The 20925-nt window shown below is 66.7% G+C and carries 22 protein-coding genes; 8 read left to right on the forward strand and 14 right to left on the reverse strand.

Annotated features, from left to right (window positions below):
• Positions 1–23 precede the first annotated feature (23 nt).
• A complete protein-coding gene (locus tag ATO6_RS05235) occupies positions 24–659 on the forward strand; it encodes an exopolysaccharide biosynthesis protein (RefSeq protein WP_254919070.1) in 636 nt (211 codons plus the stop codon).
• 6 nt (positions 660–665) lie between these two features.
• Here ATO6_RS05235 and dxs read toward each other — a convergent pair whose 3' ends face one another.
• From dxs to ATO6_RS05285, 10 genes are all read right to left on the reverse strand, one after another.
• The gene (dxs, locus tag ATO6_RS05240; RefSeq protein WP_088622844.1) at positions 666–2594 is read right to left on the reverse strand and encodes a 1-deoxy-D-xylulose-5-phosphate synthase; all 1929 of its coding nucleotides are present in this window, start codon (positions 2592–2594) and stop codon (positions 666–668) included.
• A gap of 32 nt (positions 2595–2626) precedes the next feature.
• Positions 2627–3442 carry a polyprenyl synthetase family protein gene (locus ATO6_RS05245; RefSeq protein ID WP_254919093.1) on the reverse strand — a complete coding sequence of 272 codons (816 nt, stop codon included), beginning with the start codon at positions 3440–3442 and terminating at the stop codon, positions 2627–2629.
• Positions 3443–3500: 58 nt separating this feature from the next.
• Positions 3501–3743: an exodeoxyribonuclease VII small subunit gene (locus ATO6_RS05250; RefSeq protein WP_088622845.1), complete on the reverse strand. Its 243-nt coding sequence runs from the start codon at positions 3741–3743 to the stop codon at positions 3501–3503.
• Positions 3744–3813: 70 nt separating this feature from the next.
• Complete coding sequence (locus ATO6_RS05255) at positions 3814–4740, reverse strand: histone deacetylase family protein (RefSeq protein ID WP_088622846.1); 927 nt, start codon at positions 4738–4740, stop codon at positions 3814–3816.
• 47 nt (positions 4741–4787) lie between these two features.
• A complete protein-coding gene (locus tag ATO6_RS05260) occupies positions 4788–5282 on the reverse strand; it encodes a hypothetical protein (protein WP_088622847.1) in 495 nt (164 codons plus the stop codon).
• A gap of 89 nt (positions 5283–5371) precedes the next feature.
• Positions 5372–6706, reverse strand: coding sequence for an FAD-binding oxidoreductase (locus tag ATO6_RS05265; protein ID WP_088622848.1), 1335 nt, complete (start codon positions 6704–6706; stop codon positions 5372–5374).
• Positions 6703–7518 carry an ABC transporter permease gene (locus ATO6_RS05270; protein ID WP_088622849.1) on the reverse strand — a complete coding sequence of 272 codons (816 nt, stop codon included), beginning with the start codon at positions 7516–7518 and terminating at the stop codon, positions 6703–6705. Before ATO6_RS05270 ends, ATO6_RS05265 begins: the two co-directional genes overlap by 4 nt.
• 94 nt (positions 7519–7612) lie before the next feature.
• On the reverse strand, positions 7613–8503 hold the full coding sequence (locus ATO6_RS05275; RefSeq protein WP_088622850.1) for an ABC transporter permease subunit: 891 nt from the start codon (positions 8501–8503) through the stop codon (positions 7613–7615).
• A 100-nt stretch (positions 8504–8603) separates the two neighbouring features.
• Entirely contained in the window at positions 8604–9725 is a 1122-nt protein-coding gene (locus ATO6_RS05280; protein ID WP_088622851.1) for an ABC transporter ATP-binding protein, read from the reverse strand.
• A 76-nt stretch (positions 9726–9801) separates the two neighbouring features.
• Positions 9802–10887: a polyamine ABC transporter substrate-binding protein gene (locus ATO6_RS05285; RefSeq protein WP_088622852.1), complete on the reverse strand. Its 1086-nt coding sequence runs from the start codon at positions 10885–10887 to the stop codon at positions 9802–9804.
• A 138-nt stretch (positions 10888–11025) separates the two neighbouring features.
• Between ATO6_RS05285 and ATO6_RS05290 the strand changes: the two genes are divergently transcribed.
• Both ATO6_RS05290 and ATO6_RS05295 read left to right on the forward strand, forming a co-directional pair.
• Entirely contained in the window at positions 11026–12420 is a 1395-nt protein-coding gene (locus tag ATO6_RS05290) for an aspartate aminotransferase family protein (protein ID WP_088622853.1), read from the forward strand.
• A 19-nt stretch (positions 12421–12439) separates the two neighbouring features.
• Positions 12440–12727: a DUF1330 domain-containing protein gene (locus tag ATO6_RS05295; protein ID WP_088622854.1), complete on the forward strand. Its 288-nt coding sequence runs from the start codon at positions 12440–12442 to the stop codon at positions 12725–12727.
• A 2-nt stretch (positions 12728–12729) separates the two neighbouring features.
• On the opposite strand, the gene ATO6_RS05300 is transcribed toward ATO6_RS05295, so the two are convergent.
• Together ATO6_RS05300 and ATO6_RS05305 are read right to left on the reverse strand one after the other, a co-directional pair.
• On the reverse strand, positions 12730–13503 hold the full coding sequence (locus ATO6_RS05300) for a 23S rRNA (adenine(2030)-N(6))-methyltransferase RlmJ (RefSeq protein ID WP_088622855.1): 774 nt from the start codon (positions 13501–13503) through the stop codon (positions 12730–12732).
• 37 nt (positions 13504–13540) lie between these two features.
• Positions 13541–13987 carry a MarR family winged helix-turn-helix transcriptional regulator gene (locus tag ATO6_RS05305; RefSeq protein ID WP_088622856.1) on the reverse strand — a complete coding sequence of 149 codons (447 nt, stop codon included), beginning with the start codon at positions 13985–13987 and terminating at the stop codon, positions 13541–13543.
• Between the two features lie 111 nt (positions 13988–14098).
• Between ATO6_RS05305 and ATO6_RS05310 the strand changes: the two genes are divergently transcribed.
• Entirely contained in the window at positions 14099–14527 is a 429-nt protein-coding gene (locus tag ATO6_RS05310) for an organic hydroperoxide resistance protein (protein WP_088622857.1), read from the forward strand.
• A 93-nt stretch (positions 14528–14620) separates the two neighbouring features.
• Here ATO6_RS05310 and ATO6_RS05315 read toward each other — a convergent pair whose 3' ends face one another.
• The gene (locus ATO6_RS05315) at positions 14621–15493 is read right to left on the reverse strand and encodes a branched-chain amino acid aminotransferase (RefSeq protein WP_088622858.1); all 873 of its coding nucleotides are present in this window, start codon (positions 15491–15493) and stop codon (positions 14621–14623) included.
• A 174-nt stretch (positions 15494–15667) separates the two neighbouring features.
• Between ATO6_RS05315 and ATO6_RS05320 the strand changes: the two genes are divergently transcribed.
• From ATO6_RS05320 to ATO6_RS05330, 3 genes are all read left to right on the forward strand, one after another.
• Positions 15668–16165, forward strand: a complete 498-nt coding sequence (locus ATO6_RS05320) for a MarR family winged helix-turn-helix transcriptional regulator (RefSeq protein ID WP_088622859.1) — start codon at positions 15668–15670, stop codon at positions 16163–16165.
• Complete coding sequence (locus tag ATO6_RS05325; protein WP_088622860.1) at positions 16162–16875, forward strand: response regulator; 714 nt, start codon at positions 16162–16164, stop codon at positions 16873–16875. The genes ATO6_RS05320 and ATO6_RS05325 overlap by 4 nt, the downstream gene beginning before the upstream one ends.
• Before the next feature lie 110 nt (positions 16876–16985).
• A complete protein-coding gene (locus ATO6_RS05330; RefSeq protein WP_088622861.1) occupies positions 16986–18227 on the forward strand; it encodes an MFS transporter in 1242 nt (413 codons plus the stop codon).
• A gap of 12 nt (positions 18228–18239) precedes the next feature.
• Here ATO6_RS05330 and ATO6_RS05335 read toward each other — a convergent pair whose 3' ends face one another.
• Positions 18240–19157 carry a DMT family transporter gene (locus ATO6_RS05335; protein ID WP_088622862.1) on the reverse strand — a complete coding sequence of 306 codons (918 nt, stop codon included), beginning with the start codon at positions 19155–19157 and terminating at the stop codon, positions 18240–18242.
• Between the two features lie 135 nt (positions 19158–19292).
• On the opposite strand from ATO6_RS05335, the gene ATO6_RS05340 reads away from it, so the two are divergent.
• Positions 19293–20798, forward strand: coding sequence for a malonyl-CoA synthase (locus ATO6_RS05340; RefSeq protein WP_088622863.1), 1506 nt, complete (start codon positions 19293–19295; stop codon positions 20796–20798).
• Positions 20799–20925 lie beyond the last annotated feature (127 nt).

The raw sequence follows: 20925 nt of genomic DNA on the forward strand, positions 1-20925 counted from the left end.
TTCGTCCGGGCGCGTTGAGCATCATGACAGACGCACCCAACCCAGTTGCCATGCCACGCACCACCGCACTCGCCCTTCAAGAGCGGCCACTGCGCAGCCTTGCTGACATCCTCGACAAGCTCGAATCCTCCGCGCGGAACGAGAGCGTGTCGCTCGGTGGCGCGCTGGACGAGATCGGCATGCGCTCCTACGCGCCGCTGCTGCTGGTGCCGTCGATGATCCTCGTGTCCCCGCTGTCCGGCATCCCCGGCCTGCCGACCATCGGCGCATCGCTCATCGTGCTGATCAGCGCCCAGAAGCTGATGGGGCGCGACCACGTCTGGCTGCCGGATTGGCTGAAGCGTCGTCAGATCAAGGGCCATCGGCTGAAGAGCGCCGTGAACTGGCTGCGCCGCCCGGCGGGCTGGATCGACGCGCGCACGCACCAGCGGTTGCCGATGTTCGTGAACTCGGCCTCGAACATCCTGACGCTTCTGGTGATCATCTCGATCTGCCTCGTGATCCCGTTCCTCGAGATCCTGCCGATGGTCACGTCGCTGTTTGCCACCGCCATCAGTTTCTTCGCCATCGGCCTGCTGGCACGTGACGGACTGTTCACGCTGATCGGCTACATATGGGTCGGCGGCGCGGGCTACGCGATCTGGCGGCTGATGACCTGACCCCGGTCAGGCCTTCTTGGCGTCCAGCCGGGTCACGCCCAGCACATCCAGCACCTTCGCCTCGATATCGTCCGCGTTCAGCGCGGCGATGTCGTACATGACGCGCGGATCGGCCTGGTCGATGAAGGTGTCGGGCAGGAACATGGACCGGAACTTCAGCCCCTTGTCCAACACGCCCTCGTCGGCCAGCAACTGCGCGACATGGCTGCCGAAGCCGCCGATGGCGCCTTCCTCGACCGTGATCAGCGCCTCGTGACGCGCTGCGAGGTCGAGGATCATCTCGCGGTCCAGCGGCTTGGCGAAACGGGCGTCGGCGACGGTCGGCGTGATCCCCCGCGCCTCGAGCGCCTCGGCGGCCTTCTCGGCTTCGGCCAGACGGGTGCCGAGCGAAAGGATCGCCACCCGCGCGCCCTCGCGCACGATGCGGCCCTTGCCGATCTCCAGCACCTCGCCCTGCGCGGGCAGGGTCACGCCGACGCCTTCGCCGCGCGGATAACGGAAGGCGATCGGCCCCTCGTCATGCGCGGCGGCGGTGGCGACCATGTGCCTCAGCTCCGCCTCGTCGGCGGCGGCCATGACGACGAAGCCCGGCAGGTTCGACAGGTAGGCGACGTCGAAGCTGCCCGCATGGGTCGCGCCGTCCGCGCCCACCAGACCGGCGCGGTCGATGGCGAAGCGCACCGGCAGGCGCTGGATCGCGACATCGTGGACCACCTGGTCGAACCCGCGCTGCAGGAAGGTCGAGTAGATCGCGCAGAACGGCCGCATCCCGCCCGCCGCCAGACCGGCGGAGAAGGTGACGGCGTGCTGTTCCGCGATCCCGACGTCGAAGCAGCGCGACGGGTAGCGGCCCGCCATCATCTGCAGCCCGGTCCCGTCCGGCATGGCGGCGGTGACGGCGCAGATGCGCTTGTCCTCGGCGGCGAGGTCCACCAGCGTCTCGCCGAAGACATTGGTGTAGCTGGGCGCGTTCGACTTGGATTTCTTCTGTTCGCCCGTGACGGGATCGAACTTGGCCGTCGCGTGACCGCCGTCGGCGGCGCGTTCGGCGGGGGCATAGCCCTTGCCCTTCTTGGTGATCACGTGGATCAGCATCGGCCCGCTGGCGCGGGATTTCACCGTGCGCAGGACCGGCAGCAGCTGGTCCATGTCGTGCCCGTCGATGGGCCCGACATAGGAGAACCCGAGCGCTTCGAACATCGTGCCGCCGACGGTCACGCTCTTCAGGATCTCCTTGGCGCGCTTGGCGCCCTCCTGGAACGGCGAGGGCAGCAGGCTGACGGCACCCTTGGCCGCCGCCTTGAACTCTTGGAAAGGGGCACCGGCGTAGAGCTTCGACAGGTAGGAGGACAGCGCGCCGACCGGGGGCGCGATGGACATCTCGTTGTCGTTCAGGATGACGATCAGCCGCTTGCCGAGATGACCGGCGTGGTTCATCGCCTCGAACGCCATGCCCGCGCTCATGGCGCCGTCACCGATGACGGCGATGGCGTCGCCGAGCCCCTCGTCCGTCACGCCGCCCAGATCGCGCGCCACGGCATAGCCGAGCGCCGCGGAAATGGAGGTCGAGGAATGCGCGGCCCCGAAGGCGTCGTAGGGGCTTTCGGCCCGCTTGGTGAAGCCCGACAGCCCGCCCTGCTGACGCAGCGTGCGGATGCGGTCCCGGCGGCCGGTCAGGATCTTGTGCGGATAGGCCTGATGGCTGACGTCCCAGATGATCTTGTCGCGCGGGGCATCCCAGATCGCGTGCAGCGCCACGGTCAGTTCCACGACACCCAGACCCGCACCGAGGTGGCCGCCGGTTTCGCTGACGGCGGAGATCGTCTCGGCCCGCAGCTCGTCCGCCAGACGGCGCAGTTCGGCGTCCGACATGCCTTTCATGTCCGCGGGCGTGTGCACGCGGTCCAGAAGCGGTGTGTCCGGTCGGTTCGTCATGGCCTTCCCCTCCTCGGGGCGCGCGCTGCGGGTCAGCTCCGGCGCGAGATAGCGAAGCGGGCGGCCTCCCGCAAGTTCTCAGCCGCCGCACCGTAGGGGGCGAGCGCGTCGCAGGCCTCGTCCGCCAGAACAACCGCCCGCGCCTTCGCGCCGTCCAGCCCGAGCAGCGAGACGAAGGTCGCCTTGCCCGCCGCGCCGTCTTTGCCGACGCGTTTGCCGGTGGCGTCCTCGTCGCCCTCTACGTCCAAGATGTCGTCCGCGATCTGGAAAGCAAGGCCGAAGGCCCGCGCGTAGTCGCGCAAGGGTGTCGCATCCGCGCCCGCCATGATCGCCCCCGCGCAGGCCGACCATTCGAACAGCGCGCCGGTCTTGCCCGCCTGCAGCGCGGTGATCTCGTCGATGGTCAGCGGTGTCGTGGCGGTCTCGGCGGCGATGTCCATCGCCTGTCCCAGCACCATCCCGCGCGCGCCCGCGGCCTGCGCGAGTGTCAGCGCCAGCGTCGCACGCACCTCGGCCGTTCCGGCCTCGCGATGCGCCGCGCATTCGAAGGCCAGCGCCTGCAGCGCGTCCCCGGCGAGGATCGCGGTCGCCTCGTCCCATTTCACATGCACCGTCGGCTGGCCCCGGCGCAGGTCGTCGTCATCCATCGCGGGCAGGTCGTCGTGGACCAGCGAATAGGCATGCATCGCCTCGATCGCGGCTGCGGGCCACAGCGCCTGCGTATGCGGCACGCCATGCAGGCGGGCGCTTTCCAGCACGAGGAAGGCGCGCAGGCGTTTGCCGCCGGTCGCGGCATGGCGCATCGCATCGCCCGTCACGCCGGGGATGCCGGCGAGGACGGTGGCCAGATGCGCCTCGACGGCATCGGCCGAGGCGGACAGCGCGGCGTCGAAACTCACGCGGGGCTCACTGGGGGTCGATGGGCGTCAGGCCGGCGGGCTGGCCCGAGGCGTCGAGCGTGATCGCCGCGACCTTCTCCTCGGCCTCCTTCAGCTTCTTCTCGCACCGCGCCTTCAGCGCCGCGCCGCGTTCGTAGAGCTTGATGGATTCGTCGAGGGGCACCTCGCCACGTTCGAGCTTGGCGACGACGGCCTCGAGTTCCTTCATCGCGTCCTCGAAGGACATCTGGTCGACGGGCTGATCGGTCACGGCGGGCCTCCTGTTCAGATCGTGGCGCACCTTATCCCCGCTGGCGGGCGGGTCCAAGGGGCGAAGGCACTCAGGCGCCCGCCGCGATCAGTTCGTCCACATGCGCCGCGCCCGCCTCGGCCAGCGCGTCGAGGTCGTAGCCGCCTTCGAGGCAGGACACGACCCGCCCGCCGCAGACCTCGGCGGCCAGTGCAAGCAGTTCGCGGGTGATGTGGACGAAATCCTCCGTCTCCAGCTCCAGCCCGGCGAGGGGGTCGTTGGCATGGGCGTCGAAGCCCGCCGAGATGATCATGAGCTCGGGCCGGAACGAACGCAGGCGCGGCAGGATGTGGTTGGCGAGGATCGGGCGATAGGCACGGCCATCTGCGCCCTCGTTCAGCGCGATGTTCATGATCGTGCCGTGCGGGCCGGTGAAGGACGGATCGCCGGTGCCGGGGTAGAGCGGCATCTGGTGGGTCGAGATGAACAGGATACGCTCGTCCGACTTGACCAGATCCTCGGTCCCGTTGCCGTGATGGACGTCGAAATCGACGATGGCGACGCGGTCCAGCCCGTGATGGTCCAGCGCGTGCTTGGCGGCGATGGCGACGTTGCCGAAGAAACAGAACCCCATCGGCTCCGCCGTCTCGGCGTGGTGGCCCGGCGGACGGCAGGCGACGAAGGCGTTGTCGGCATATCCGTTCATCACCATGTCCACAGCCCGCACCGCGCCGCCCGCACCACGAAGCGCCGCGCGGAAGGAGCCGGGGGACAGCCAGGTGTCGGGGTCGAGCTGGCGGAAACCGTCCACCGGCACGGCGCCCTGGATGGAATCGTAGTAGCTGCCGGGGTGGGCCAGCAGGATCTGGTCGCGGGTCGCCAGCGGCGCGTCCTCGGACAGCAGGTCCTTGCCCTCCAGCGCGGGCAGCAGGGCCTTCAGGCGGGCGACGCGTTCGGGATGACCCTCGGGCGTGACGTGTTTCAGGCAGTCGGGATGGGTGAGGAGCGCGGTTGTCATGGCCGGAGCCTAGCCGCGCCCCGTGGGGTCGTCCAGCGGGTGCGCGATCAGCCCTGCTGGTCCTGACAGTCGATCGCCGCTTCGAGCGCGACGAACGAGCCTTCGAGGTCGATCGACATCACGCCGCCGCTCTCGTTGTGCAGCGTCAGGGTGTTCTTCCGTGCGAGGTCGAACAGGAAGTCCGGGTTGTCGAAATAGACATCCGCCCCCGGCATGCCTTCCAAGTAGATGCCCGTCGCCTCGCCGTCGTAGCTCTGGCCGTCGAGGTCGAAGGTGATCGGGTAAACCTGATCCTCGACGATATCGCCCCAGTCATCGTGGAAGGCGGTGATGTAGCCCAGGTCCTCGGTCCGGTCGAAGCCGATCCGGACGAGGGCGCCGTTGTCGAACTCGGCCTGGATCAGGCAGCCATTGCCGAGCGTCGGATCGACGAGGATTTCCCATCCGCCGACCGTGTCCCAGTACACGAGGTCCTGGGCCTGGACCGCGGGGGCCGACACGCCAAGAGATGCCGCCAGAGCGGTGATTTGCACGAATTTCATTGGTTAACCTCTTCCCTTGCAGGCCGCGTTCTGAGCGCGGTCCTGCCCGCCATTTGATCCGCGTCCGCACATCAGGCAAGTGAATTCAATCAACGGTCGGTCAGCCGGGCCCATGCGTATTCGGCGGCCAGCCAGCCCCGGCGCAACGGACCCAGCGGGAAGGGCGGCGGCGGCGCGGCGAAGGCGCGGGGGATTGGGTGCTCGGGTTCCACCCCGCGCGCCAGCGCAGCCAGCCACGCGCCGCAGAGCGACCCCATGGCGACGCCGTTGCCGTGGTAGCCGAAGGCGGCGAAGGCGCCGGGCATGTCGGGGATGCGGCCACAATACGGGTTCAGGCTGGCGGTCAGGCAGACCATGCCGGACCACTGGTGCGTGGTCTCGACCTCCGCCCATTTCGGGAACAGCCGGGCGAGGTCGCGGCGGACCCGGTTCGCGATCCGGCGTTCGTTGACGCGGGACGAGATCAGCCCGCCGCGCTGGCCGAATACCATGCGGTTGTCGGGCGTCATGTGGAAGTAGTGCAGCAGCCGCCGGTCCTCGTAGGCCATCTGGTAGGACGTCCAGCCCTGCGCCGCGCGCTCCTCATCGGTTATCCGACGGGTCGCGACGACGGAGCTCTGCGCGGGCAGGAAGCGGTGGCGCATCCAGTCCGGGATGTCCTCAGAGGAATAGCCGTTGGTGGCGACGATCAGGCGGCGGGCGGTGACGTGGCCGGTCAGGCTGTGGACCCGCCAGCCGGTGCCGGCGCGCGTGACCGACAGGGCAGGGCTGTTTCCGTGGATGCGCGCCCCCGCCGCGCGGGCTGCGTCGACGAGACCGGCGAGGTACTTGCGCGGGTGCAGCGCGAAGCCGAGCGGGACGGTCAGCGCGCCGTGGAAGCTGCCGCCGAGGCCGTGCTGGACCATCTGGTCGCCGGGGATCAGGTCGCATTCGACGCCGTAGGCGGCTTCGAACCAGCGGCGGTCGTCGTCCAGCTGGGCGGCCTTGGCGGGGGAATGGGCGAGGATGGTCTCGCCTTCGGAATGGCGGTCGACGTCGAGGTCCAGCCGGTCGATCAGCCCCTCGACATGCCGGATCGAGGCGAGTTCGGCCCGCCGCACCTCGGCGGCGGCGCCGCCGCCGTGCCGTTTGTCCAGCTGGTGATCCTCGGCCCGCGTGCCGCCGAGGCAGCAGAAGCCGCCGTTCCGGCCCGAGGCGCCCCAGCCGGGGTAACGGGCGTCGAGGACGACCACGTTCTCGCCCGCCTCGGCCAGCGCCAGCGCGGCGTTCAGACCGGTGTAGCCTCCGCCGATCACGACGACATCCGCAGTCAGGTCGCCCTGCACCTGCGGCATCGCCAGATCCTGTTCCGGCACCGCATCGCCCCAGTAGCAGTTGGCGGCCGGTCCGTCGGAATAGGCGAAGGACCCGAAGGGCCGCTTCATGTCCGCACGGCGGCCCGTTCTTCTCCGGCACGCCGGACGGCGGCGCGCTTGGAGGCGAGCGAGGCAGTTATGACGCCGATGGTAACGATGCCGATCATGATGGTCGACAGGGCGTTGATCTCGGGCGAGACGCCCAGACGGACGGCGGACCAGATCTTCATCGGTAGCGTGGTGGCGCCGGGGCCGGTGGTGAAGGACGCGATCACGAGGTCGTCAAGCGACAGGGTGAAGGACAGGAGCCACGCCGAGATCACAGCGGGCGCGATGATCGGCAGGGTCACGAGGCGGAAGGCCTCGAACGGGGTCGCGCCGAGGTCGAGCGCGGCCTCTTCCAGCGAGCGGTCGAAGCTGACGAGGCGCGAGGACACGACGACCGAGGCGTAGCACATCGAGAAGGTGGCATGGGCGAGGATGATCGTGTGGATGCCGAGCTGGTTGAAGATCGGCTTGAACAGCAGGAACAGCGACAGGCCGGTGATGACCTCGGGCATGACGAGGGGCGCGTAGATCATCCCGCCGAACAGCGTCCGCCCGAGGAACCGCCCGCTGCGGACAAGCACATAGGCGGCCAGCGTGCCGAGGATCGTCGCCAGCGTGGCCGAGGCCAGCGCGACACGGATCGTGACCCACGCGGCGTCGAGCATCTGGTCGTTCTGCAGCAGTTCGCCGTACCAGCGTGTCGAGAAGCCCGCCCAGACCGTCACCAGCTTGGACGAGTTGAAGCTGTAGATGACGAGGATCACCATCGGCAGGTAGAGGAACGCGAAGCCGAAGGTCAGCGAGGTGACGTTGAACCACGAGAGGCGTTTCATGGGCGGACCTCATCGCGGGGAGCGGTGCGTGCAAGCACGCACCCTACGGTGTGCGGGGTAGGGTGCGTGCTTGCACGCACCGCGCGGGGACGGCTCATTCCTCGGCCTCCCTCTGTTTCTGTTCATTGCGCTGGAAGAGCGCGATCGGGATCACGAGGATCAGCAGCAGAATTACCGCCACCGCCGAGGCGACGGGCCAGTCGCGGTTGGAGAAGAACTCCTCCCACAACACCTTGCCGATCATCAGCGTCCGCGACCCGCCGAGGAGCGATGGGATCACGAATTCGCCGACCGCCGGGATGAAGACGAGGAAGCAGCCTGCGATGATGCCGTTGCGGGCCAGCGGCACGGTGATCAGCCAGAAGGCGGTCAGTCGGGAACAGCCGAGATCCTCTGCCGCCTCGAGCAGCGCGCCGTCGAGCCGTTCGAGCGCGGCGTAGATCGGCAGGATCATGAAGGGCAGGTAGGTGTAGGTGATGCCGATGTAGACCGCCGTCGGGGTGTTCAGGATCTGCAGCGGGCTGTCGATCAGGCCGAGGGCCATGAGGAACTGGTTCAGAACGCCTTCGTTCGACAGGATCCCGACCCAGGCGTAGACGCGGATCAGGAAGCTGGTCCAGAACGGCAGGATCACCAGCATCATCAGCGTCGGGCGCCATTCCTCGGGCGCACGCGCCATGCCGTAGGCGATCGGGAAGCCGATCAGCAATGTGCAGAATGTCGAGATCGCGGCGATCTGGACGGAGGAGAGGTAGGCCTTCCAGTAGAGGTCGTCGGTGGTGAGGAAGACGAAATTCTCGAAATCGAGCTGGGAGAAGAAGTCGCGGATGCCCTGCCAGCCCGCCGAGATGTCGAACTGCGGCATGTAGGGCGGAATCGCCAGCGCGGTGTCCGAGAGCGCGATCTTGAGGACGATCACGAAGGGGATGAGGAACAGCGCGATCAGCCAGAGGTAGGGGATGGCGATGACGACCAGACGTCTCATGCGCGGCCTCCGTTGCGGTCGGGGGCGCTGCCCCCGCCGCCGAGCCGGGGCTCGGCGACTCCCCCGGCATATTTCCGGCAAGATGAAGCAGGGGAGCGGGTCATCGGTCCAGCAGCACTCCGGCGGTGTCGGTCCAGGAGAGCCAGACCTCGTCTTCCCATGTGAAGGTGCGGCGCTCGATCCGGCGGGTGTTGGCGGCCTGCGCCTTGATCATCTGCCCCGAGGGCAGGGCGACATGATACGTCGAGATGTTGCCGAGATAGGCGATGTCGATGACCTTGCCGCGGACCGTGTTCGCCGCCTGCGGGCGTTCGGCGGAGATCGCGATCTTTTCCGGTCGGATCGCCAGCCAGCACTTCTGGTCGAGCGAGAAATTCTTGCTGGTCGTGCAGGACAGCGGCGGCTGGCCGTCGGCCCAGATCATCTGGACCTTGTCGCCGGTCTGGTGGGCGCGGCCCTCGAAGATGTTCACGTCGCCGATGAAGTCGGCCACGTAGACGGAATTCGGAGTCTCGTAGATGCGGTCGGGGGTGGCGACCTGCATCAGCTTGCCCTCGTCCATCACCGCCACACGGGAGGCGACGGTCATCGCCTCTTCCTGGTCGTGGGTGACGATGACGAAGGTGGTGCCGGTCTTTTCCTGGATGTCCATCAGCTCGAACTGGGTCTCTTCCCGCAGCTTGCGGTCGAGCGCGCCGAGCGGTTCGTCGAGCAGCAGCAGCTTGGGCGCCTTGGCGAGCGACCGGGCGAGGGCCACGCGCTGGCGCTGGCCGCCTGAGATCTGGTGCGGCTTGCGGTGCTTGAACTTTTCCAGCCGCGTGAGCTTGAGCATCTCGGCGACGCGGGTCTCTATCGTGCCCTTGTCCTTGCCTTCGCGCTTGAGGCCGAACGCGATGTTTTCCCACACCGACAGGTGCGGGAACAGCGCGTAGCTCTGGAACATCATGTTCACCGCGCGCTTGTTCGGCGGCACGGGGGCAATGTCCTGCCCGGACAGCAGGATGGTGCCTTCGGTCGGCGTCTCGAACCCGGCCAGCATCCGCATCAGCGTGGTCTTGCCGCAGCCGGACGGACCCAGCAGGGCAAAGAATTCGCGCGTGTAGATGTCGAGGGAAATGTCGTCGATCGCCGTGAAGTCGCCGAAACGCTTGGTGACGTTCTGGAATCGGATCAGCGGCTTTTCGTTCGGGTCGTCCCATGGGGCGAAGACGGTCTGCGGCATGAAGCCTCCGGCTTGGGGAAAGTCCGCGCGGCGTGCCGCGCGGACCGTGGGCCTGTCAGGCCTTATACGTTGCCGATCAGGTGCCGGACTTGATCTTTGTCCACAGGCGGGTCAGCGTCCGCTGTTCCTTGGGCCCGAACGGCGTGACCGTGTAGAGGTTTTCCAGCGTCGCCTCGTCCGGGTAGATCGCCGTGTCGCCGATCACGTCCTCGTTCAGGAACTCCTGCGAGGCCTTGTTGCCGTTCGCGTAGTAGACGTAGTTCGACGCGGCGGCCATGTTCTGGGCGTCCATGATGAAGTTCAGGAACTTGTGCGCGCCTTCCGGGTTCGGGGCGTCGGTCGGGATCGCCATCTGGTCGAACCACATCAGCGCGCCTTCCTTCGGCACCTCATAGGCGATTTCCGTGCCGTTGTCGGCCTCGGCCGCGCGGTCGCGGGCCTGCAGGATGTCGCCCGACCAGCCGAACGCCACGCAGATCTCGCCGTTGGCGAGCGCGTTGATGTATTCGGAGGAGTGGAACTTCTGGATGTGCGGACGGATCGCCATCAGGACTTCCTCGGCCTTGGCCATCGCCTCGTCCGTCTTGGCATCGGGATCGCCGAAGCCCGCATAGGTCAGCGCGGCGGGAATGATCTCGGTCGGTGCGTCGAGCATGTGGATGCCGCAGGCGGCCAGCTTTTCCGCGTTCGCGGGGTCAAAGATCAGCGCCAGCGAGTTCATCGGGGCGTCCTCGCCGAGGATTTCCTTGACCTTGCCGACGTTCACGCCGAGGCCGGTGGTGCCCCACATGTAGTTGATCGAATATTCCGCGCCCGGATCGTAGGTGTCCGTCCGCTTCTGGATCGTGTCCCACATGTTCGCGAGGTTCGGCAGTTGTGCTTTGTCCAGCTTCTGGAACGCGCCGGCCGAGATCTGGCGCTGCAGGAAGGTGCCGGTCGGGACCACGACGTCATAGCCGGACCCGCCGGCGAGCATCTTGGTTTCGAGCAGTTCGTTGGAGTCGAAGACGTCGTAGATCAGGTCGATCCCGGTCTCTTCCTCGAACTTGGCCAGAAGCTCTTCGTCGATGTAATCGGACCAGTTGTAGACATGCACCTCCTCGGCCATGGCGGCGGTGCCGAACGCCAGGGCAGCGGTGAGCGTGACGAGGGTCTTGGTCATTGTGAGTGTCTCCCGTGGGACGTGAGTGAGTTAGCGTCCATGGCTCGCGACTCAAGCAACAAATTCGCTGCAACGCAATATGGCGTTTCCTCTGTCAGGCGCGTAGCGTCGCGCCGAAATGCAAGAATGAGGTAGACCATGCCTGCGATCACCAACCACATGCCGACGGCCGAACTTCAGGCGCTGGATGCCGCGCACCACATGCACCCCTTCTCGACCCAGGCCGATCTGGCCAAGCGGGGCGTGCGGATCATCACCTCGTCCAAGGGCTGTTTCCTGAAAGACAGCGAAGGCGAGGAGATTCTGGATGCGATGGCGGGTCTTTGGTGCGTCAACGTGGGCTATGGCCGCGAGGAACTGGTCGAGGCGGCGGCGCGGCAGATGCGCGAACTGCCCTATTACAACACCTTCTTCATGACCTCGCACATTCCCGCCATCGCGCTGGCGGCCAAGCTGGCCGAGCTGGCGCCGGGCGATCTGAACCACGTTTTCTTTGCCGGATCCGGGTCCGAGGCAAATGACACGAATATCAGGCTTGTGCGCACTTATTGGGCAGAAAAGGGCCAGCCCGAGCGCAAGAAGATCATCGCGCGCTGGAACGGCTATCACGGGTCGTCGATGGGCTCGGGGTCGCTGGGCGGCATGGTCGGCATCCACAGCCAGGGCGGGCTGCCGATCCCCGACATCCACCACATCGGCCAGCCGCACTGGTGGGCCGAGGGCGGCGAGATGATGCCTGACGAGTTCGGCCTGATGCGGGCGCGGGAGCTGGAGGAAATGATCCTCGAACTCGGGCCCGAGAACGTGGGCGCCTTCATCGCGGAGCCGGTGCAGGGCGCGGGCGGCGTGATCGTCGCGCCGGACAGCTACTGGCCCGAGATCCAGCGGATCGTGGACAAGTACGGCATCCTGCTGATCGCGGACGAGGTGATCTGCGGCTTCGGGCGGACCGGCAACTGGTTCGGGTCGCAGACCCTGAACATCCGCCCGCATATCATGACGATCGCCAAGGGCCTGTCCTCCGGCTACCAGCCGATCGGCGGGTCGATCGTCTGCGACGAGGTCGCGGCGGTGATCGGCGCGACGGAGTTCAACCACGGCTACACCTATTCCGGCCACCCGGTCGCCGCCGCTGTGGCGCTTGAGAACCTGCGCATCCTCGAGGAGGAAAAGATCGTCGACCGCGTGCGCGAGGAGACGGGGCCGTATCTGAAGGAAAAGTTCGAGAGCCTGACCGAGCATCCGATGGTGGGCGAGGCGAAGATCGTCGGCATGATGGGCTCCATCGCGCTGACGCCGCACAAGGAAAGCCGCGCCAAGTTCGCGGCCGAGGCCGGGACGGTCGGTTACATGGTGCGCGAGCGGTGCTTTGCGAACAACCTGATCATGCGCCACGTCTACGACCGGATGATCATCTCGCCGCCGCTGGTGATCTCGAAATCCGAGATCGACCTGCTGATCGAACGGGCGTGGAAATCGCTCGACGAGGGGATGGCGAACGTGAAGGACGCGGGGCTCTGGGCTTCGGCCTGATCGCGTGGGAGGAGAGAAGATGCCAAAGGGTTACATCATCGGCCACATCACGGTGAACGACATGGAGGAGTACAAGGAGTACATCCGCCTCGACACACCGATCCTCGAACGGCTGGGCGGGCGGTTCATCGTGCGCGGCGGGCAGGCGGAAGTGACCGAGGGCACGGCGGAACAGCGCCATGTCGTGATCGAGTTCCCCAGCTATGCCGAGGCGCTGGCCGCCTACCATGACCCTGACTATCAGAAGGTCGCCGACATCCGTCGCCGGTCTGCCACCTCGACCATCATGGTGGTCGAGGGCGTCTGACGTCAGAGCGAGGCGAACCGGGCGCCGAGCGTCCGCGCCGCCTCTTCCAGACCCCACGGCGGGTTCACCACGTAGAGGCCCGATCCGACCATGCCGTGCCCTTCGCGGGCGGGCGGAAACCTGACCTCGTGCCGCCGCGCGCCGTCGATCTTCAGCGCGTCGAGCGGCCCGGTCATCGCCTTGTGCGCGCCGTTCGTCAGGATCGGATACCACAGCACGATGACGCCGACGTTCCACTTGCGGTGCAACTGGCTGACCACCTTCGGCATGGTGGCGTATTCGTCCTTAAGCTCGTAACTCGGGTCGATCAGGCACAGGCCCCGGCGCGGTTCCGGCGGACAGAGCGACAGGGCCATCTGCAGCCCGTCCGTCTTGCGCACGTCGGCCCCCGGCATCGCGCGTTCCAGCGCGGCGTGCTCCTGCGGATGCAGTTCCGCCAGATGCATGCGGTCCGCGTCGCGCAGCAAAGTCCGGGCGATCATAGGGGAGCCGGGATAGGCCGTCGCGCCGCCCTCTGCGCGGGCAGCGCCAAGCGCGCGGGCATAGGGGTGTTCCGCCGGGAACCAGCCCGCGACTTTGGCGATCCCCTGTGCCGCCTCGCCCGTCTTCTGCGCCTCGGTGCCCGACAAGTCATAGAGCGCCCGCCCGGCATGGGTTTCGATATAGCTCAGCGGTTTCGGCTTCTGCACGAGATAGTCCAGCGCCTGCGCCAGCAGCGCGTGCTTGTGGACATCGGCGAGGTTCCCCGCGTGATAGGCGTGCTGGTAGGAAAGCATGATCTCTCGTGCCCTGCGCCGCGCCGGGCGTCAACGCTCAGACGTGCTGTTCGAGTTCTTCGGTCAGCCGGTTGATCCGGTCCCTCAGGTCCGAGAGCTCGGCCACCGACAGCCCCGTCGCCGCAAAGACGCATCCGGTGATGCGCTCCGCCTCGGCCTGCATGCTGCGGCCCCTGTCGGTCAGCTTGACTGTCACCACCCGCTCGTCCTCGGCGCTGCGGCTGCGCGTGACCAGCCCCGCTTCGGCCATACGCTTGAGCAGGGGCGTCAGCGTGTTGGTGTCGAGGCCCAGTTCGGCCCCGAGCGCGCCGACCCGCTTCTCGTCCTCGGCCCACAGGGCGACCAGCACGAGATACTGCGGATAGGTCAGCCCGAGAGGCTGAAGCAACGGGCGGTAGAGCCGGGTCATCGCGTGGTTCGCGGAGTAGAGCGCAAAGCACAGCATGTCGCCGGTGCCGGGCAAAGGGTGAGCGGTCTGGGTCATCCCGGAAATATAAATCGTGCACGATATAGTCGCAAGGGGTTGAAGGGGGCGCGCGGCGCCGCTATCTGTATCGCACACGATATAAACGCTTGCGATATAAAGGAGCGCACGATGTCCGTATCCCCGATCTACACCGCACATGGTTTCGCCACCGGTGGCCGCGATGGCGTGGCCAGCATTCCCGCCCGCGACCTGACCATCAAGCTCGACCCGCCGAAGGAAATGGGCGGCAAGGGCGACGGCGCGAACCCCGAACAGCTTTTCGCGGCCGGTTATTCCGCCTGCTACATCGGCGCGATGAAATTCGCGACGACCCAGGACAAGTCGCTGGCCAAGGTGCCCACCGACACCAAGGTCGAGGCAGAGGTCGGCATCGGCCCGCGCGAGGATGGCGGGTTCGGCCTGAAGGTGCACCTGAAGGTGTCGATGCCCGGTCTCGAAAAAGGCGAGGTCGAGCGGATCGCCGAGGCGGGCCACAAGATCTGCCCGTATTCGAACGCGGTCAAAGGCAACATCGAGGTCACGACCGAAGTCGTCTGACCGTCTGACCGTCTGAAGACGTCGGAAAAGAAGAACGGCGCGGGGTATTCCCGCGCCGTTCCTGATTCCAGCTCAGATACTGAGGCCCGAGCCTCAGCTGCGGACCAGCTTCTCGTAGCTTTCCGCGATGTCCTTGGTGATCGCGCCGACCTCGAAGTTGTAGGTCCCGATCTGCCCGACCGGGGTCACTTCGGCGGCGGTGCCGGTCAGCCAGCACTGTTCGAAGCCTTCCAGCTCTTCCGGCATGATGTGCCGCTCGTGCACCTTGATCTGCTTGTCCTCGAGCATCGAGATGACCGTCTGACGGGTCAGGCCGTTGAGGAAGCAGTCGGGCTTGGGCGTGTGCACCTCGCCGTCCTTGACGAAGAAGATGTTCGCGCCGGTCGCCTCGGCCACGTAGCCGCGGTAATCCATGAACAGCGCGTCGGAACAGCCCTTGGCCTCGGCCTCGTGCTTGGACATCGTGCAGATCATGTAGAGACCGGCGGCCTTGGCGTGGACCGGGATGGTCTCGGGCGACGGGCGCTTCCACTTGGCGATGTCGAGCTTGGCGCCCTTCATCTTGGCGTCGCCGTAGTAGTTGCCCCATTCCCAGCCCGCGATGGCCAGCCGGACCGGGTTGCGCGCTGCCGAAACGCCCATGTCCTCGCCCGCGCCGCGCCATGCGACCGCGCGGACATAGGCGTCGGTCCAGCCGTTGGCGGCCAGCATGTCGTACTTCGCCTTCTCGATCTCCTCGACCGAGTAGGGGATTTCGAAATCCAGCATGTTGGCCGAGGCCCTCAGCCGCTTGGAATGTTCGACACCCTTGAAGATCTTGCCGTTATAGCAGCGCTCGCCTTCGAATACCGATGACGCGTAGTGCAGCGCATGGGTCAGCAGGTGCACGTTCGCCTCCCGCCAGTCCACCATCTTGCCGTCCATCCAGATCTTGCCGTCGCGATCGTCGTAAGCCCCGGTTGCCATGGTCTCGTCCTTTCAAGCGCCGCCCCTGCGGCTTTCCATTTGTTGCTCAGCTTATGGCCGCATCGGACATAAAGTTGCGCCAAAGCTGCGACTCGCTAACAAATGGGTCTTGGAATGTCAACAAGGCTGACATATGATGAAACCGGGATGAGCACCGTACGGCCAGACAGACGCATGGGCGACATAAGCGGGGGCGATGCGCTTCTGTTCCTCACTGACGAGCAACTGCGTCAGGGGATCGAGGCGATGTTCTTTGCCTATCGCGGGTTCACCGCCGCACCCGACGCCATACTCGAGGGTCTGGACTACGGTCGCGCCCATCACCGCGCGCTGCACTTCATCGCCCGCGTGCCGGGGATGAACGTCAAGCGGCTGCTGGAAATCCTGGGCGTCACCAAGCAGAGCCTCAACCGCGTGCTGCGCACGCTGATCGAGGACGGGCTGGTCGAAAGCCGCGTCGGCACCTCGGACAAGCGCGAACGTCACCTGTTCCTGACCGAAACAGGGGCCGATCTGGAAAGCCGCCTGTCCGATGCGCAGCGCCGCCAGATGCGCGCCGCCTATCGCCATGCTGGGCCCGACGCCGTGGCCGGGTTCCGGCAGGTGCTGGAAGCGATGATGGAACCGGGCATGCGGGCCACCTACGCCTCGCTGCGCGCGACCGGGGCATGAGCGATCCCACCCCGCATCTGCTGATCGTCGACGACGACGAACGCATCCGCGACCTGCTGGCCAAGTTCCTCAAGCGGAGCGGTTTCCTGATCTCGGCTGCCCGCGACGCGGCCCATGCCCGCCGCCTGCTGTCGGGGCTGGAATTCGACCTGATCGTGCTGGACGTGATGATGCCGGACGAGGACGGGATCACGCTGACCCGCGCGCTGCGGGAAAAGATCGCGACGCCGATCCTGCTGCTGACGGCGCGGGGCGAGACGCGCGACCGCATCAACGGGCTGGAGGCCGGGGCGGACGATTACCTGACCAAGCCGTTCGAGCCGCGGGAGCTGCTGCTCAGGATCAACGCCATCCTGCGGCGTATGCCCGAGGCGGAAAAGGCCAAGTCCGCGCCCAAGGTGCTGCACATGGGCGAGATCCGGTATGACATCGACAAGGGCGAGATGTGGCGCGGCGACAAGCCGGTGCGGCTGACCGCGACGGAAAGCCAGCTGATGCGTCTGTTCGCCGCCGCGCCGGGCGAGGCGATTTCACGCACCAGCTTAGTCGCGGACCTGGGGCGTAGTTCGGGTCGCGACGGCGGGCGGGCGCAGGAACGTGCAGTCGATGTCCAGATCACCCGCCTGCGCCGCAAGATCGAGGACGATCCGAAACAGCCGCGCTACCTGCAGACGGTCCGGGGCGCGGGCTACATGCTGGCGCCGGACTGATCCCGGAGCGGGCTGGACCGATCGGTCCAATCGCCCGTTGCGCTTGCCGACCGGTCGGTTAGTATCGCGGCGACCGGCCTGCCGTGGACCGAGTCGTTTCGGAGTGCGTCATGCAACAGTCCACCGCGTCCCAGCTTCGCCCGATCCTGCCGATCCTGATCGGCTCCGCCCTGATGCTCACCCTGACGATGGGCCTGCGTCAGAGCCTCGGGCTGTTCATGCCCGCGATCACCAACGACATCTCGGTGACGGTCACGCAGTTCACGCTGGCCATCGCGATCCAGAACCTCTGCTGGGGCATCTTCCAGCCCATCGTCGGGTCGCTGACCCCGCGCTACGGGTTCCGGCCGGTGATGGTCGGGGGCGGGGCGATCTACCTCGGCGGCATGGCGCTGCTGTCGGTGTCGCAGGGGTTCCTGACCATCGTGATCGGCGCGGGCGTGATGATCGGCATCGGCATGGCATGCTCCTCCACCGCGCTGGCGATGGCGGTGACGGCGCGGACCGTTCCGGCCTCGATCCGGTCCGTTATGCTGGGCATCGTCTCGGCCGTCGGGTCGCTCGGGTCGCTGATCGCCGCGCCGCTCGGCCAGTCGGTGATGGCCGCCTTCGACTGGCGCGTCGCGCTGACCGTCTTCGCCGCGCTCGCGCTGCTGATCGTGCCTGCCGCATGGATGGCGGGCCGGGTCGACAGGCTGCCCGCGCCGCCGATCCAGAAGGACAGCGCCGACGACAAGAGCCTGCGCGACGCGTTGCGCATGGCGCTTGGCGACCTGAGCTTTGTCGTAATGACGATGGCCTATTTCGTCTGCGGGATGCAGCTGATCTTTCTGCTGACGCACCTGCCCGCCTATCTCGCGCTCTGCGGGGCGGATCCGATGCTGGCCGCGACGGCGATCGGGGTGATCGGCGGGATGAACATCCTCGGCAGCCTGTTCTTCGGCTGGGCCGGGGGGCGGTGGTCGAAACAGGCGCTGCTCGGGATGATCTACTGCGGGCGGTCCTTCACCATCGCCTGGTATTTCCTGCAGGTGCCGACACCGCAGAACACCGTAATCTTTGCCGCGATCATGGGCTTCCTGTGGCTGGGCGTGGGGCCGCTGATCGCGGGCAGCGTGGCCGAACGCTTCGGACTGCGCTGGCAGGCGATGCTGCAGGGTGTGACCTTTTCCTTCCACCAGATCGGCAGCTTCCTCGGCGCGCTTGGCGGCGGGCTGGTGTTCGACCTGTTCGGAAACTACGACGTCGCCGTCAAGTTCGGCGTCTCGCTAGGCCTGTTCGCCGGGATCGTGCAGATCGCCGTCGCGCTGTCCCGCCGCTCCGGCACGCCGGGCGCGCCGCAGCCTGCCTGACCCTGACGGGGCTCAGCCGAAGGGGTTCTTGGCCTGCCGCGCCTTGCCGCGCTGGATGCCGAGATGCCGTTCGCGCAGGATGATGGCGACGCCCGCGCAGATCACGATCAGCGCACCGACCAGCGTCTGGATCGTCGGCACCTCGTCGAACAGGAAATAGCCGAACAGCACCGCGAAGATCATCGAGGCGTAATCGAACGGCGCGACCAGCGAGGCGTCGGCGAACTTGTAGGACGAGGTCAGCAGGATCTGCCCCAGCCCCCCGACCAGTCCGCAGCAGATCAGCGCTGCCCAGTCCCAACCCTGCGGCACGACCCAGCCGAAGGGCAGCGTCAGCAGTGCCAGCGCCGACGAGGTCAGCGAAAAGAAGAACACGATGGCCGAGGTCTGTTCCGACTGCACCATGTTGCGGATGTGGATCTGCGACAGCGCCCCGAAGGTCGCGCCGAACAGCACCAGCACAACGCCGATCAACTGGGTCGTCTGCACGCTGTCGCCAGCGGTCAGGGTCAGGCGCGGCGCCATCACGATCATCACCCCGACCAGACCGACACCGACCGCGCCGAAGCGGAAGATGCCGACCTTCTCGTTCAGGAACATTGCCGCAAAGACCACCACCAGCAACGGCATCGCATAGCCGAGCGCCGTGACCTCGGGCAGGGGCAACAGGGTCAGGGCGGCAAAGTTCAGCCCCATGGCCATGGTGCCCATCACCCCGCGCAGGGCATGGGCGCTGACGGACTTGACCTTGAACCCGCTCTTCAGCTCTCGCCGCATGATCAGCCAGACGATGATCACGGGCATCGCGAAGAACGAGCGGAAGAAGACCGCCTCGCCCGCGGGGACCCGCGCGGCCTTGATCAGGACGAACATGACGATGAAGCACATCACCGCGCCGAGCTTGAGGGCGATCCCGCGAAGCGGATACATGGCGGTCCTGACGATCTGGCCTGTGGATGACGCACCCGGTAAGCGCACGCTGCGATGCGGTCAATCTCATTCCTGCCCTTGCATTTCGCGGGACCGGCGGGGACAAAACCGCAAACCGCCATCGGAAGGCCCGCCATGTACGATCAGAACCACCTCGCCAGCCGTCTTGCCCGTCACGCCCAGCTGACGCCCGAACGGGTCTTTGCCCGGCGCGCGGGGCGGCCGGACACGACCTATGGCGAGATGTTTGCCGGTGCCGAACGCATCGCCGCCCGGCTGATCGCGGCGGGCGTCGGTCCGGGCGACAGGGTGGCCGTCCAGGTGGAAAAGTCGCTGGAGGCGGTGCAGCTCTACCTTGCCGCCGTGATGGCGGGCGGGGTCTTCCTGCCGCTGAACACGGCCTACACGGTGGCCGAGCTTGATTACTTTCTGGGCGACGCGACCCCGGCGGTCGTCGTCTGCGACCCGGCCCGCCGCGCGGCGGTCGAACCGCTGGCGCGCGGGGCCACGGTATTCGACCTGGGCGCCGACGGAAGCGGGACGCTGACCGCGGAATTGGCGGACGCCGAGGGGTTCGAGGCCGTGGCGCGCGGGGCGGAGGATCTGGCGGCGATCCTCTACACCTCGGGCACGACCGGCCGGTCGAAGGGCGCGATGCTGAGGCACGAGAACCTGCTGTCGAACGCCGAGGTCCTGCGCGACTACTGGCGCTTCACCGACCGCGACGTGCTGATCCATGCCCTGCCGATCTTTCACTCGCACGGGCTGTTCGTGGCCACCAACACCTCGCTGCTGGCGGGGGCGACGCTGATTTTCATGCCCGGTTTCGACGTCGAGGCGATCCTGCAGGCGATCCCCGAGGCGACCGCGATGATGGGCGTTCCGACCTTCTACACCCGGCTGCTCAAGGACAGCCGCCTGACGCCCGAACTTTGCGCGGGCATGCGGCTCTTCGTCTCCGGCTCGGCCCCGCTGCTGGCCGAGACGCACCGCCAGTGGGAGGCGGCGACCGGCCATCGCATCCTCGAACGCTACGGGATGACGGAAACCAACATGAACACCTCCAACCCCTATGACGGCGACCGCCGGGCAGGGACGGTCGGTTTCCCGCTGCCGGGGATCGAGGTGCGGGTTATGCTGGACGGCGCGGAGGTCCCCGAGGGCGGGATCGGCGTGCTTGAGGTGCGCGGTCCGAACGTGTTCAAGGGCTACTGGCAGATGCCCGAGAAGACGGCAGAGGAGTTGCAGGCGGATGGCTGGTTCATCACCGGCGATCTCGGGATGATCGACGCCGAAGGATACGTGACCATCGTCGGACGCGCCAAGGATCTGGTCATCTCGGGGGGCTACAACGTCTATCCGAAAGAGGTGGAAGAGGCGATCGACGACATGCCGGGCGTCGTGGAAAGCGCCGTCATCGGCGTGCCGCATCCCGACTTCGGAGAGGGTGTGGTCGCCGTGGTGGTCGCGGACGGCAGCGTGACCGAGGATGGCATCGCCGGGGCGCTGAAGGATCAACTGGCGAAGTTCAAGCAGCCGAAGCGGATCTTCATCGTCCCCGAATTGCCCCGTAACACGATGGGCAAGGTCCAGAAGAAGGCGCTGCGGGACGAATATGCCGGCCTGTTCGCCGGCGCTTGAGATTGAAAAGCCGGTCTGCCCTGACGGCAGACCGGCATCTCGAAACAATCGGTTGGTCACTCAAAGCGAAATGAGGATCTCCTCCCCCAATGGTGGAAGACGCTAGGGCGATGACCGGTTTTGTGTC

Origin of the sequence: Oceanicola sp. 22II-s10i (assembly GCF_002210105.1) — a bacterium.
In the GTDB taxonomy this organism is placed as follows: Bacteria; Pseudomonadota; Alphaproteobacteria; order Rhodobacterales; family Rhodobacteraceae; genus Pseudooceanicola.

Coding starts and splice junctions, on each gene's coding strand:
- ATO6_RS05235 (WP_254919070.1), top strand. CDS start 24: ATGACAGACGCACCCAACCCAGTTGCCATGCCACGCACCACCGCACTC.
- dxs (WP_088622844.1), bottom strand. CDS start 2,594: ATGACGAACCGACCGGACACACCGCTTCTGGACCGCGTGCACACGCCC.
- ATO6_RS05255 (WP_088622846.1), bottom strand. CDS start 4,740: ATGACAACCGCGCTCCTCACCCATCCCGACTGCCTGAAACACGTCACG.
- ATO6_RS05260 (WP_088622847.1), bottom strand. CDS start 5,282: ATGAAATTCGTGCAAATCACCGCTCTGGCGGCATCTCTTGGCGTGTCG.
- ATO6_RS05265 (WP_088622848.1), bottom strand. CDS start 6,706: ATGAAGCGGCCCTTCGGGTCCTTCGCCTATTCCGACGGACCGGCCGCC.
- ATO6_RS05270 (WP_088622849.1), bottom strand. CDS start 7,518: ATGAAACGCCTCTCGTGGTTCAACGTCACCTCGCTGACCTTCGGCTTC.
- ATO6_RS05275 (WP_088622850.1), bottom strand. CDS start 8,503: ATGAGACGTCTGGTCGTCATCGCCATCCCCTACCTCTGGCTGATCGCG.
- ATO6_RS05280 (WP_088622851.1), bottom strand. CDS start 9,725: ATGCCGCAGACCGTCTTCGCCCCATGGGACGACCCGAACGAAAAGCCG.
- ATO6_RS05285 (WP_088622852.1), bottom strand. CDS start 10,887: ATGACCAAGACCCTCGTCACGCTCACCGCTGCCCTGGCGTTCGGCACC.
- ATO6_RS05290 (WP_088622853.1), top strand. CDS start 11,026: ATGCCTGCGATCACCAACCACATGCCGACGGCCGAACTTCAGGCGCTG.
- ATO6_RS05295 (WP_088622854.1), top strand. CDS start 12,440: ATGCCAAAGGGTTACATCATCGGCCACATCACGGTGAACGACATGGAG.
- ATO6_RS05300 (WP_088622855.1), bottom strand. CDS start 13,503: ATGCTTTCCTACCAGCACGCCTATCACGCGGGGAACCTCGCCGATGTC.
- ATO6_RS05305 (WP_088622856.1), bottom strand. CDS start 13,987: ATGACCCAGACCGCTCACCCTTTGCCCGGCACCGGCGACATGCTGTGC.
- ATO6_RS05310 (WP_088622857.1), top strand. CDS start 14,099: ATGTCCGTATCCCCGATCTACACCGCACATGGTTTCGCCACCGGTGGC.
- ATO6_RS05315 (WP_088622858.1), bottom strand. CDS start 15,493: ATGGCAACCGGGGCTTACGACGATCGCGACGGCAAGATCTGGATGGAC.
- ATO6_RS05320 (WP_088622859.1), top strand. CDS start 15,668: ATGGGCGACATAAGCGGGGGCGATGCGCTTCTGTTCCTCACTGACGAG.
- ATO6_RS05325 (WP_088622860.1), top strand. CDS start 16,162: ATGAGCGATCCCACCCCGCATCTGCTGATCGTCGACGACGACGAACGC.
- ATO6_RS05330 (WP_088622861.1), top strand. CDS start 16,986: ATGCAACAGTCCACCGCGTCCCAGCTTCGCCCGATCCTGCCGATCCTG.
- ATO6_RS05335 (WP_088622862.1), bottom strand. CDS start 19,157: ATGTATCCGCTTCGCGGGATCGCCCTCAAGCTCGGCGCGGTGATGTGC.
- ATO6_RS05340 (WP_088622863.1), top strand. CDS start 19,293: ATGTACGATCAGAACCACCTCGCCAGCCGTCTTGCCCGTCACGCCCAG.